This window comes from Pedobacter sp. 01N416 (genome assembly GCF_056399685.1).
The window spans coordinates 1-13,192 of record NZ_JBFTRT010000056.1 but is presented as its reverse complement, the minus strand read 5'-3'; the positions used below and the strand labels follow the sequence as shown (position 1 = coordinate 13,192).

Below are 13,192 nucleotides of genomic sequence, written 5' to 3'. Positions count from 1 at the left end.
AAAAGAATCGGAACGGCGGATGTCGGGAAGATAGAAAAAAAAGATTGAGATAAACAGAAACACAGGAGAGAGGAAGAAGACTTTCCGCAACTGAAGTTTAACGATATATAAGTGATCGGCCGCGAGGTTTACCAGATCAACAAGTTCTTAAAAGAGATGTCAATGTAGCGTAGCGAGGTAATGGAGTACCGATCAAAGTACATGATTACGTAGCTTTATTTTAAAGGTGGTGTCTAACAGACAACATAACAAAAAAGAAGACTATTTTTAACAATAGTTAAAACTGGTCAGCATCTTACAACACATTTTACAATGGAGAGTTTGATCCTGGCTCAGGATGAACGCTAGCGGCAGGCCTAATACATGCAAGTCGAACGATATTAAGGGGCTTGCTCCTTAAGAAAGTGGCGCACGGGTGCGTAACGCGTATGCAACCTACCTTAATCTGGGGGATAGCCCGGAGAAATCCGGATTAATACCGCATAAAATCACAGGATGGCATTATCCAATGATCAAACATTTATGGGATTGAGATGGGCATGCGTGTCATTAGCTAGTTGGCGGGGTAACGGCCCACCAAGGCGACGATGACTAGGGGATCTGAGAGGATGGCCCCCCACACTGGTACTGAGACACGGACCAGACTCCTACGGGAGGCAGCAGTAAGGAATATTGGTCAATGGAGGCAACTCTGAACCAGCCATGCCGCGTGCAGGAAGACTGCCCTATGGGTTGTAAACTGCTTTTATCCGGGAATAAACCACATTACGTGTAATGTGCTGAATGTACCGGAAGAATAAGGATCGGCTAACTCCGTGCCAGCAGCCGCGGTAATACGGAGGATCCAAGCGTTATCCGGATTTATTGGGTTTAAAGGGTGCGTAGGCGGCCTGTTAAGTCAGGGGTGAAAGACGGTAGCTCAACTATCGCAGTGCCCTTGATACTGATGGGCTTGAATGGACTAGAGGTAGGCGGAATGAGACAAGTAGCGGTGAAATGCATAGATATGTCTCAGAACACCGATTGCGAAGGCAGCTTACTATGGTCTTATTGACGCTGAGGCACGAAAGCGTGGGGATCAAACAGGATTAGATACCCTGGTAGTCCACGCCCTAAACGATGAACACTCGCTGTTGGCGATACACAGTCAGCGGCTAAGCGAAAGCGTTAAGTGTTCCACCTGGGGAGTACGCTCGCAAGAGTGAAACTCAAAGGAATTGACGGGGGCCCGCACAAGCGGAGGAGCATGTGGTTTAATTCGATGATACGCGAGGAACCTTACCCGGGCTTGAAAGTTAGTGAATCATTTAGAGATAAATGAGTGAGCAATCACACGAAACTAGGTGCTGCATGGCTGTCGTCAGCTCGTGCCGTGAGGTGTTGGGTTAAGTCCCGCAACGAGCGCAACCCCTATGTTTAGTTGCCAGCACGTTATGGTGGGGACTCTAAACAGACTGCCTGTGCAAACAGAGAGGAAGGAGGGGACGACGTCAAGTCATCATGGCCCTTACGTCCGGGGCTACACACGTGCTACAATGGATGGTACAGAGGGCAGCTACATAGCAATATGATGCGAATCTCACAAAGCCATTCACAGTTCGGATTGGGGTCTGCAACTCGACCCCATGAAGTTGGATTCGCTAGTAATCGCGTATCAGCAATGACGCGGTGAATACGTTCCCGGGCCTTGTACACACCGCCCGTCAAGCCATGGAAGTTGGGGGTACCTAAAGTATGTAACCGCAAGGAGCGTCCTAGGGTAAAACCGATAACTGGGGCTAAGTCGTAACAAGGTAGCCGTACCGGAAGGTGCGGCTGGAATACCTCCTTTCTGGAGTAGCACCGCCTACTCGCCACGCAACATGATATTTCTAATTAAGGTAGAAGGTGAAAGACCAGAGCTGAAAGGCAGACAGTACAGATACCGGATACTTTAATAAAAAACAAGAGAAAAAAAGAAACACCCAGAAGACAACGGAGTGCRRCCTAATAAAGGTATAAGCATAACGGAACGGAAGATGGGGAAAGCCAAAGGAAAGCAGTAGCGGTAAGATACTATATACTGCATACGGACGCCGACCTTAAAATCAACAGTCCCGTAGCTCAGCCTGGTTAGAGCACTACACTGATAATGTAGGGGTCTCCAGTTCAAATCTGGACGGGACTACACGTTTGAGTTTTCAATCGGCAGTTTACAGTGAGCAGTTTTAATAACTGGAAACCTGCAACTGTTAACTGACAACTGCATTCTGGGGGATTAGCTCAGCTGGCTAGAGCGCCTGCCTTGCACGCAGGAGGTCAACGGTTCGACTCCGTTATTCTCCACTTTTGAGCTTTAAAGCTTRAAGACCAAAGCAGAAAGCTTTCAAAAAACAGGAATACAAAGATTGCCGGGATAGGTGATATACATTGACATGATTAAGAAAAGAAGAAACGCCATGGGGCACATATATATAAAGATATATATGAAACGGTTCGAGACCGCGGTTTTTTACTAACTAGGATAAGCTAAAGGCTTAGGCCGGGGACAATGAAACCCCCAGCCTTTATACCCTCTACCTTAACCTTGGTAAAGTTCTTTGACATATTGGAAGAAGTTAAAAAAGAAGAGCAAACAACAATAGGCGACTGTTGTGTTTGTGCTCACCAACCCAATGGGCAACCGGAAGGAAGGTATGAGACATCATGACAAGAGCAAAAAAGCATACCATATGGCGCAAAAGGCATATGAGTAGAAGAAAGTAATAAAGAGTACACGGGGGATGCCTTGGCTCTCAGAGGCGATGAAGGACGTGATAAGCTGCGATAAGCTTCGGGTATTTGCAAATAGGAATTGATCCGAAGATTTCCGAATGGGGCAACCCGGCATGTTGAAGACATGTCACATATAATGAGCAAACCTGCCGAACTGAAACATCTAAGTAAGCAGAGGAAGAGAAAATAACAATGATTTCCTAAGTAGTGGCGAGCGAAAGGGAAAGAGCCCAAACCTACCTTGTTACGGCAAAGTGGGGGTTGTAGGACTGCAACATGGCATCAGCAAACAGAAGTGGAATGGGATGGGAAGCCCAGCGATACACGGTGATAGCCCGGTACACGTATAGAATGCTGGCCTAGCAGTATCCTGAGTACCGCGAGGTCGGAGACGCCTTGTGGGAATCTGCCGGCACCATCCGGTAAGGCTAAATACTCCTGAGAGACCGATAGTGAACCAGTACCGTGAGGGAAAGGTGAAAAGAACCCCGAACAGGGGAGTGAAATAGAACCTGAAACCGTGTACTTACAAGCGGTCGGAGCRTMCAAGTKGYGTGACGGCGTGCCTTTTGCATAATGAGCCTACGAGTTACTCCTCTCTGGCAAGGTTAAGTGYYTMAGGCACGGATCCGAAGCGAAAGCGAGTCTGAATAGGGCGTATAGTCAGAGGGGGTAGACGCGAAACCTTGTGATCTACCCATGGACAGGTTGAAGGTGCGGTAACACGTACTGGAGGACCGAACCGATAAACGTTGAAAAGTTTCCGGATGATCTGTGGGTAGGGGTGAAAGGCTAATCAAACTGGGAAATAGCTCGTACTCCCCGAAATGTTTTTAGGAACAGCGTGGATATTAAGTTTCATAGAGGTAGAGCTACTGATTGGGTGCGGGGGAGTCAAATCCTACCAAATCCAGACAAACTCCGAATGCTATGAAATATGATCTGCAGTGAGGCGCGGGGTGCTAAGGTCACGCGCCGAGAGGGAAAGAACCCAGACCATCAGCTAAGGTCCCCAAGTGACAGTTAAGTTGAACTAACGAGGTCCGATTGCACAGACAGCTAGGATGTTGGCTTGGAAGCAGCCATTCATTTAAAGAGTGCGTAACAGCTCACTAGTCGAGCGATCGGGCATGGATAATAAACGGGCATTAAACTGTTCACCGAAGCTATGGGATTGAAATATATCGGTAGGGGAGCATTCTAKMKRCAGYGAAGGTATCTGGTAATGGGTGCTGGAGYKTMTAGAAAAGCAAATGTAGGCATAAGTAACGATAAGGCGGGAGAGAAACCCGCCCACCGAAAGGATAAGGTTTCCTGATCAACGCTAATCGGATCAGGGTCAGTCGGGACCTAAGGAGAACCCGAAGGGGAAATTCGATGGACAACTGGTTAATATTCCAGTACTTTTTATAACTGCGATGTGGGGACGGAGTAGTGACACTGCCGCGATCTGACGGAATAGATCGTTAAAGACAGTAGGTATTAGRACGGTAGGCAAATCCGCCGAYCTAGCTGAAAGTCGATAGTACCGCGAGCCTTCGGGTAAGCGGATAGCGCAGGTAATCAGACTTCCAAGAAAAACCGCTAAGCTTCAGGTTATAAAAACCCGTACCGCAAACCGACACAGGTATCCGGGAAGAGGATTCTAAGGTGCTCGAGTGAATCATGGCTAAGGAACTCGGCAAAATGGCCCTGTAACTTCGGGAGAAGGGGCGCTTGCAGCAATGTAAGCCGCAGTGAAAAGGCCCAGGCGACTGTTTAACAAAAACACATGGCTTTGCAAAATCGAAAGATGAGGTATAAGGCCTGACACCTGCCCGGTGCTGGAAGGTTAAGAGGGGATGTCATCCGCAAGGAGAAGCATTGAATCGAAGCCCCAGTAAACGGCGGCCGTAACTATAACGGTCCTAAGGTAGCGAAATTCCTTGTCGGGTAAGTTCCGACCTGCACGAATGGTGTAACGATCTGGGCGCTGTCTCAGCCATGAGCTCGGTGAAATTGTGGTCCCGGTGAAGACGCCGGGTACCCGCAACGGGACGGAAAGACCCCATGCACCTTCACTACAATTTAACATTGACATTGGATACAGGATGTGTAGGATAGGTGGGAGGCTTTGAAGCGGCGTCGCTAGGCGTCGTGGAGCCAACGTTGAAATACCACCCTTTCTGTATTCGGTGTCTAATCCCGCTCAGCGGGAGACATTGTTTGATGGGTAGTTTGACTGGGGTGGTCGCCTCCAAAAAGGTAACGGAGGCTTTCAAAGGTAAGCTCAGTACGCTTGGTAACCGTACGCGGAGTGCAATAGCATAAGCTTGCTTGACTGTGAGACAGACAAGTCGATCAGGGTCGAAAGACGGATATAGTGATCCGGTGGTTCTGCATGGAAGGGCCATCGCTCAAAGGATAAAAGGTACGCTGGGGATAACAGGCTGATCTCCCCCAAGAGCTCATATCGACGGGGAGGTTTGGCACCTCGATGTCGGCTCGTCACATCCTGGGGCTGGAGAAGGTCCCAAGGGTTCGGCTGTTCGCCGATTAAAGTGGCACGCGAGCTGGGTTCAGAACGTCGCGAGACAGTTCGGTCCCTATCTGTTGTGGGCGTAGGAATTTTGAGTGGGGCTGACCTTAGTACGAGAGGACCGGGTTGGACTAGCCTCTAGTGAATCTGTTGTTCCGCCAGGGGCATTGCAGAGTAGCTACGCTGGGAATAGATAAGCGCTGAAAGCATCTAAGTGCGAAACTAGCCACGAGATGAGAATTCCATATAGGACCGTAGAAGACTACTACGTTGATAGGCTACAGATGTAAAGGTGGTGACACCACAGTCGAGTAGTACTAATCATCCGAAGCTTTCAAAGCAAACAGACTGTTGTTTGTTCTTCATAATAACTTCTTTCAATAATATGTCATTTAAGCGGAAAGCTAAAAGACCAGAGACTAAAGCGGAATACAGTAGCTTTAAGCTTTGAGCTTTATCCTTTCAGYTCAAATAAAAATATTCAGGTGCCTATATCGGTGGTGTCCACCTCTTCCCATTCCGAACAGAGAAGTTAAGCCCACCAGAGCCGATGGTACTGCGGTAACACGTGGGAGAGTAGGTCGGTGCCAGATCTTAAAAGAAACCCTTTAACAGCAATGTTGAAGGGTTTTCTTCGTTTATARCCTTTCTRTTCCATGCCGTTCAYTTTTCMAACATTAAGGAGTTAAGACAAGTTAAGGCACTGTTCCAATATGATCTTCTTRATGYCCTTAAKCCCTTAATGGTGAAAGGAACTGTAACAGCGGTTATTKCTGCCATTAAAGGAGTTTATGGCCATTCTATTATGCTCCGCTAATTTTTCCAACATTAAGAAGTGAATAAAAGTTAAGGGGCCTGGTGCCGGATGTTCCTTAATGCCTTAATGGTGAAAGGAATTGTAACAGCGGTTAAGGAGTTTATAGCCATTTTATTATGCTCCGCTAATTTTTGCACCATTAAGAAGTCAAGAAAAGTTAAGGGACCTGATGCTGGATGTTCCTTAATGTCCTTAATCCCTTAATGGTGAAAGGAATTGTAACAGCGGTTATTTCTGCCATTAAAGGAGTTAAGATGGGTTAAGGGCCTGTTCTCACAGATTACGCTGATTCCCTTGAGTTTTATACCTTCCGTTCCAGGTTAAATAGCCCTGATGGCAGCGGAAATCCCTTTTTGGCATAGGTAGATTGTCTATCCCAAGGGTTTCCAAAAAGGATTGCAGCGGACAGCAGGACGGAACCCGACCTACATGTTACTGTTACTGCGCTCCTGATAATCAAAAAATTAATCTTTAGATTATGCTTAACAAATAAGTTAACGCTGCATTAAGACTATGTTTCTGGAAAAAGACCTCGATTATTGCCAAGCATTTAAGGATTAGTCTACTCTTAAAGTAGCTGCTCTAAATTGATTATTATACTCTTGTTAAAAAATGTAAAATCTTTCAACCTCAAGGTAATAAAACCGTATTATTGTAATATTACGTACATATTATGATGATGAATGTGAACCTGAAGAAATTAATTTTTCTTGCTTTTATTTTGTGTATAAATTTTGGCGTTTTTGCTCAAAGTAAAAATGTACAACTCCCTGCCAATTGGTTTAACCTCGATTTATTGGAAAACGGATATTTTGGTATCAGTACAGAGAAAGCTTATCGTGAGCTTTTAAAAGATAAAAAACCTAAGCAAAATATTATTGTAGCAGTAATTGATGGTGGAGTGGATACCAAGCACCCTGATTTGCAACATGTTTTATGGACGAATAAAAAAGAAATCCCCGGAAATGGAATAGATGATGACGGCAATGGTTATGTTGATGATATTCATGGCTGGAATTTTATAGGTTCGAAAAAGGGTAACCTGGAGTTTGATAATTTGGAACTGGTGCGGTTATTAAGGATTTATACACCAAAATATCAGTCGACAACTAATTTGACACCTTTAGACAGTACACAAAAAGAAGAATTTAAGCTGTATAAAAAGATGGTTGGYGATTTCGGCAAAAAGTACGAAGATGCCAGCAATACTTTTTCAGTTCTGATTGCCATTAACAAAGTTTTAGATTCTGTAGCCAAGATCAATAAAAAAGAAATCCCTACGATGGAGGATGTTGACCGATATAAAGCCGATGATGAAACTGAAGAGCAGGTAAAAACAATCATCAGAAAAGGTTCTAAAGAGGATGGTAGTTTCGAGAAATTTTATAAGAATATAAAGGACGGGTACAAGCAATACGATGCAATGTTAAAGTACAACTTAAACCCTAAATATGATATGCGTGCACAACTGGTTGGCGATGATTATAGCAATCCTTATCAGAAAGATTATGGGAACAACGATGTAAAAGGCCCTGATGCTTTTCACGGAACACACGTGTCGGGAATTATTGGCGCTGATCGCACAAATTCTGCAGGTATTTTGGGCGTAGCCAATAATGTGAGTATTATGGCCATTAGGGTGGTACCTACAGGTGATGAGCGGGATAAAGATGTAGCCAATGGCATCAGATATGCGGTTGATAACGGTGCTAAAGTAATCAACATGAGTTTTGGTAAAAGTTACAAGTGGGATAAAAAAGCAGTAGACTCGGCAGTAAAATATGCAGAACTTAAAGGCGTATTATTGGTGCATGCAGCCGGAAACGATAACCAGAATAATGATATTGAAGAGAATTTCCCTAATAAGTTTTTCGACAGTAAAGAGGCTGAAGTTTATAAAGAAGCCAATAAAAAGCCTAGCAAGCCAGATTTTACCCCACCTAGGCCTATGTCACAAAATAACGGAATGGGTATGAGGCCAGCTTATGACCGATCTACACTAGTAAAACCTGTACCAATCGACTCAGCAAAGTTTAAGCTGCCGCATGCCAATAATTGGATCGAGGTAGGTGCAAGTGCTTATAAAGATGATGATAACCTCAAAGCCGATTTCTCTAACTATGGCAAATATAATGTAGATGTTTTTGCCCCTGGATTTTTAATCAAATCAACCGTTCCTGATAATAAATATGCAGAAGCTGATGGAACGAGTATGGCCTCGCCTGTTGTGGCTGGCTTAGCGGGGTTAATTTTAAGCTATTACCCAGATTTAAAACCAGCGCAGGTAAGAGAGATTATCATGAAATCTGTTTCGAAAGTAGCACACAAGGTGAAATATAAAAATGAAAGAGGTGAGAATGTTAGAACGCCTTTTAGCGAAATATGTGTTAGCGGAGGTATTGTTAATGCCTACAATGCACTTAAATTGGCCGAAACGTATAAATAGTTTTCAAATTACAATTGGCAGTTATGAGTTTGAAGAAATAGTACGGATAAATTCCTGAAAAGTACCAAAGGGATAATTTTTAGCCTTCATCCATGAAATAAGATCTTCTGTACGTTTTGCCATTTTTGTGCCCGTGTTTTTTCTTACATAAGCTGGGAAACCAAAGCGATCAAAATCTTCTAAATCAGTATATTCCCAGGGGTGGAAATAGATATTCAGGTATTTATCTTTTTTGTATGTCCAGCTGGCCAATGTTTTGTAAATGCCTAAAGGCAGATTGTGGAAAGACAGCCAAAACAGTGGAAACCTAATTAACGGGCTTACCGAAGCTGGAATCTGCAATACATTATTTTTGATGAAATGTGTTCTGGAGACATTAAAATTATTGTAGCGCCCTGGCAAATAGGTTGGATTAATGGAAGTATTATAAGTATATCCGGCTTTTTCAATTTCCTTTTCGTCAACAGGCATCATTCTCGCCATGCGGTAACCTGTAATTTCTTTGCCAGAGAGTTCTTCTAATTTTAGTTTGGATTGGAGAAGATGTTCGGGTTTAAAATCAGAATGATAATAACCATGCGAGGCAAGTTCGTGCCCCGTTTCGGTAATCCTTTTAATCAGATCCGGAATATTTTCGGCAAAAGTAACTGTACAAAAAAAAGTAGCTTTTACCTCATATTTATCCAAGATATCCAAAATGGTTATGGTGCCARCCCTCGAAATAGCAATCTGCTCTTCGAAAGAAATATCTTTTCCATATTCAAAAGGCATATCAAACTCTTCGATATCAAAACTTAACAGTACCATTTTATTTTTGCTGAATATTGGTTGAACGGATAATGTAATTGGGGCGGTTTTTAGACTGCATAAACATTTTACCTACATATATGCCTATAATGCCTAAGATAATAAGCTGTAGCCCTCCAAAAAAGACGATAGTCATAATTACAGATGCCCAACCAGAAACCTCTACATGATTTACAAAAGCATAAATAATATAAGGTATGTACAGTACAGAGGCAAAAGAAAGGATGAAACCCAGGTATACTGCAGAATACAATGGTTTTATACTGAAAGAGGTAACACCGTGTAAGGCCAGCCTTAACATCTTTTTAAAGGTATACTTGCTATTTCCCGAAAAGCGTGCAGCAGGATTGTAACGAATGGCGAATTGCTTAAAACCAAGCCATTTTACCAAACCACGTAAAAAGGGCTCGTTTTCGTGAAAATTCCTAAAAACGCTAACAACCTTTTGATCAAGTAAGCGGAAATCGGCTGCACCTGGTTCGAGATCAATATCCGATAGCCAGTTTAAGGTTTTGTAGAATAGGTTTGATGAACTTCTTTTTCCTTTGGATAAATTTTTATCTTCTTCCCTGATGGTGTATACTACCTCAAAACCTTCCTGCCATTTCTGGAGCATTTCCGGAATCAGTTCCGGAGGATGTTGCATATCGCAATCCATAGAAATTACACAATCGCCAAAAGCATGGTCCATACCCGCCTTAACCGCCAATTGGTGGCCAAAATTTTTAGAGAATTCGAGAAAGAATATGTTATCTGCAGTTAAAGCATAATCCTTAATTTTTTCGAGCGTATAATCGGCACTTCCATCATCAACCAGAATAATTTCATAATCGTAGTTGATGGTCGAAAAAACTTTTTTAATACTTTCGGCTATTACAAAAATATTATCGGCTTCGTTGTAAGCAGGAATTACTATAGAAACTAGTTTATTCATTTATCGGCAATCAGATAAGACTCAAAATCTTCTTTCATCATTTGATAGACTATGGTTAGCCAAATGATAACGCAAGGTAGGGCTTTAAGCGAATATAGACGAATAAATTCTTTAACCGGCCTTGGGAAAATATCGGTTGGCGATAGGCTGGTTAATATAAATGCAAAAATAAATAAGGCTATTATCCATCCTTTTTTAGGGTTTTGCTGCACCATAAACCAAATGGCAACACCTGCAAAAGCGATAACATAGGTTGGCGATTCAGAACCGCTGCTAAATATAACAGTAAAAATAAGTGTCGATGCCAATAACATTAACCTAAAGCCGAGGTGTTTATATTGCTTAATCCGTAAATAGGGCAAGCCAAATAATACAAGACCAACCAGTAAAAATGGAGCATTGGGAATGTTTATGTTACCTGTTGCCCGTCTTACAATACCCATTATAGAAATATCCTGGAACGAAGTTAATGATGCATTTAAATCATTTTTATGGGCAAGGGAATGATACCAGTCGCTATATGATTGAATTACAAATGCCGGAGATGAAATAACCATCGGCAAAGCAAACAGTACCGCAAAAGCAATAAAACAGCCTATGATAAATTTTAGCTTGTTCTTGCTAAAAAAGAAAAATGCCAGTCCAACAATTCCGTATAGTTTAACCAAAGTACCAAAGGCGATAAAAAAGGCGGACTGTATTTCCTTCTTTTTAATAAGATAAGAAAAACTGAGTAAAATAATCCCTGTTAGGGCAATATTAAACTGAAAACTAAAGAGTGCAGTTAAGGCTTCGTGTGCACAGATCCAGGCAATAATAGTGCGTTTGTTTAATGATATCGGCAGACTGTAAATTCCCCAAAGCAAAATCAATACATTGGCCACGTTCCAAAGAACAGCACCTAAACCATCAGGCAACAGTGCAAAAGGTGCAATAAAGATTGAAAATAAAGGTCCGTAGTGGTTACTGTCTAAATATTCTGGATAGTTATTGTATAAATTTTGCAGATCTACAGTATGCCAATACACATATTTGAAAATCAGATAATTATTGTAAGAATGATGGTGATACTGTTTGTAACCCGCAACAATAGCCAATAGCAGATAAATGGCAATTACGCATTGCTTTTTTAGAAGAAATGAGAATAGTTTGTTAAGATTAGCTTTTTTTGAGTTATTCATTATGATTTTGTGCCGCAATATAACCATTTTAACAGTTTGCATAATCATCTACATCATCGGTGTGCTTTATTGACTTGGTTATTAGGTGTTTATGGTACGTATTTTTGGGTGGGTACTGGATGGACTAAAATTATGAACTATGGTGGATAGCCGTTATAATTGCACACCAGTTGGATATTAGAGATATCTAGTAAGCATCGTTTAGGAATGATCGCGCAAATCAGTACAATGGTGTTCTTGATCTTATACTGATTTTAATTTATGATATTTTCGATAACGCTAATTTTTTTCTTTCATTTAATCCTAACTTAATTTCCAATTAATACAGTCAATTTACTTTTGAATCATAAATATTTGGTTAGTATTTATAAGGTTTAGTTGATTAATAGAAGCCATGATGTTTTCATCATGGCTTTTTTTATTATATTATCAATCATTTTTCATTCCTTATTTAGCGGTTAAATAACTCCAATATCGCTTGATTTATTTAAAAATTACTGCATTTGAGTAGTTATGTACATAAAACCATATAGTTTTAAGGCTGAAGAGCTGTTTTTAAGGCGATTATTGTCAAATTGTATCCTGATTAGCAGAAATAATCAGATTTTTTTGTAGTCTTACCAAAAATTATAGATTCGGACCGAAGATGTAATTTGCAATCATTGTAGGTTAGGGGCTAATTTTTTAGCACTTATGGATTGTTTTTAAATTCAGTGTAATTAATGAACAAGACCTTTTTGCACTGCAAAAACACTTCATCAACCAAGAAAACCTGCTTTGAAAATATTATATTAGTATATGCAAAATAAGGAATTGGGAGAGGAACGGGATTTAATTCTCAAAATAGCTGTTGGCGATCAACAGGCCTTTCGCTTGATCTTTGATGCTTATAAAAATAAGGTTTTTTCTTACGCCAACCGCTACCTTAAATCTAAAGAAAGAGCTGAAGAGATTGTTCAGGAAACCTTCCTTAAAATTTGGTTAAAAAGGGAAAATCTGAATGCCATTGAAAACTTTGGTGGCTACATCCGAAGAATTGCCGTTAACCTTACTTTAGATTTGCTTAGGGCTATTGCCGCTGAAAACAAAACATCAGACTTACAGAAAGTTGTGTGGAGCGAGCAGGACACAGGGACTGAAGATGCCATTATGCGGAAAGATGCGCAAAGCTACGTTGATCAATTATTGGCTAAACTCCCTAAGCAACAAGGATTGGTTTACCGGATGTGCCATATTGAAGGGATGAAACAAAAAGAAGTTGCAGAAATACTTCATATTGCACCCGCTACTGTTAAGGTTCATTTAAGAGAAGCCTTAAAAACGTTACGTACCCTGGTTGGTGAAAATAATGCTGTACCACTCATCTCTTTCGTTTTTCTGGGACTATTAAAATAAGCGCTCCATCAATTCTATTGGATTTTGCTAAGATTTAAGTTGTTTTCTTAGTATTAGATTGTTTTTTAAAAAAAAAACTTTTTTTTGACTACCTCTTTTTGTGTTTCACAAACGTCAACTATTAAAACGAACAAAATAATATCTTTTCTATATCGCCATTTGTATGAAAAATGAAGAAATAAGTGAACTTCTGGAGAAGTATGCTCAAAATACGATCTCCGAAGAAGAAAAGAGCGTTTTATTTAATCATCTTAACGCCTCAAGCAATGTTGAATTTGAAAAACGCTTAATGGAAAATGATTGGGATTTATTTCAATCAAACGAAACTATAACAGAAAGT

The 13,192-nt window shown here is 41.4% G+C and carries 5 protein-coding genes, 2 tRNA genes and 3 rRNA genes; 7 read left to right on the top strand and 3 right to left on the bottom strand.

The window, feature by feature from the left end; all coding sequences use genetic code 11:
* The first annotated feature begins 309 nt into the window (after window positions 1–309).
* The 6 genes from AC1DND_RS05205 to AC1DND_RS05180 all read left to right on the top strand — a co-directional run bounded on the left by AC1DND_RS05205 (window position 310) and on the right by AC1DND_RS05180 (window position 8,535).
* Window positions 310–1,831: ribosomal RNA gene (locus AC1DND_RS05205) — 16S ribosomal RNA — on the top strand.
* Between the two features lie 261 nt (window positions 1,832–2,092).
* Window positions 2,093–2,167, top strand: a tRNA-Ile gene (locus AC1DND_RS05200).
* Between the two features lie 84 nt (window positions 2,168–2,251).
* Window positions 2,252–2,325 (top strand) — tRNA-Ala (locus tag AC1DND_RS05195).
* Window positions 2,326–2,735: 410 nt separating this feature from the next.
* Window positions 2,736–5,612 (top strand): 23S ribosomal RNA (locus tag AC1DND_RS05190).
* A gap of 141 nt (window positions 5,613–5,753) precedes the next feature.
* Window positions 5,754–5,865, top strand: a 5S ribosomal RNA gene (gene rrf, locus AC1DND_RS05185).
* Together the 16S, 23S and 5S rRNA genes with 2 tRNA genes alongside form the textbook arrangement of a ribosomal RNA operon.
* Before the next feature lie 903 nt (window positions 5,866–6,768).
* Window positions 6,769–8,535, top strand: coding sequence for a S8 family peptidase (locus AC1DND_RS05180; RefSeq protein ID WP_477579670.1), 1,767 nt, complete (start codon window positions 6,769–6,771; stop codon window positions 8,533–8,535).
* Between the two features lie 21 nt (window positions 8,536–8,556).
* On the opposite strand, the gene AC1DND_RS05175 is transcribed toward AC1DND_RS05180, so the two are convergent.
* Genes AC1DND_RS05175 through AC1DND_RS05165 form a run of 3 tightly spaced genes read right to left on the bottom strand, consistent with a single transcriptional unit; the run spans window position 8,557 to window position 11,457 of the window.
* Window positions 8,557–9,342 (bottom strand): polysaccharide deacetylase family protein, encoded by a 786-nt coding sequence (locus AC1DND_RS05175; protein ID WP_477579668.1) that lies wholly within the window; start codon window positions 9,340–9,342, stop codon window positions 8,557–8,559.
* Window position 9,343: 1 nt separating this feature from the next.
* Complete coding sequence (locus AC1DND_RS05170; protein ID WP_477579666.1) at window positions 9,344–10,276, bottom strand: glycosyltransferase family 2 protein; 933 nt, start codon at window positions 10,274–10,276, stop codon at window positions 9,344–9,346.
* A complete protein-coding gene (locus tag AC1DND_RS05165) occupies window positions 10,273–11,457 on the bottom strand; it encodes a glycosyltransferase family 87 protein (protein WP_477579665.1) in 1,185 nt (394 codons plus the stop codon). The genes AC1DND_RS05170 and AC1DND_RS05165 overlap by 4 nt, the downstream gene beginning before the upstream one ends.
* A 798-nt stretch (window positions 11,458–12,255) precedes the next feature.
* Here AC1DND_RS05165 and AC1DND_RS05160 point away from each other — a divergent pair.
* A complete protein-coding gene (locus AC1DND_RS05160) occupies window positions 12,256–12,852 on the top strand; it encodes an RNA polymerase sigma factor (RefSeq protein WP_477579663.1) in 597 nt (198 codons plus the stop codon).
* The last annotated feature ends 340 nt before the right edge of the window (window positions 12,853–13,192 follow it).

Excerpts from the sequence above, each read along its gene's own strand:
- AC1DND_RS05170 (WP_477579666.1), bottom strand. The coding sequence starts at position 10,276 with ATGAATAAACTAGTTTCTATAGTAATTCCTGCTTACAACGAAGCCGAT.
- AC1DND_RS05165 (WP_477579665.1), bottom strand. The coding sequence starts at position 11,457 with ATGAATAACTCAAAAAAAGCTAATCTTAACAAACTATTCTCATTTCTT.
- AC1DND_RS05160 (WP_477579663.1), top strand. The coding sequence starts at position 12,256 with ATGCAAAATAAGGAATTGGGAGAGGAACGGGATTTAATTCTCAAAATA.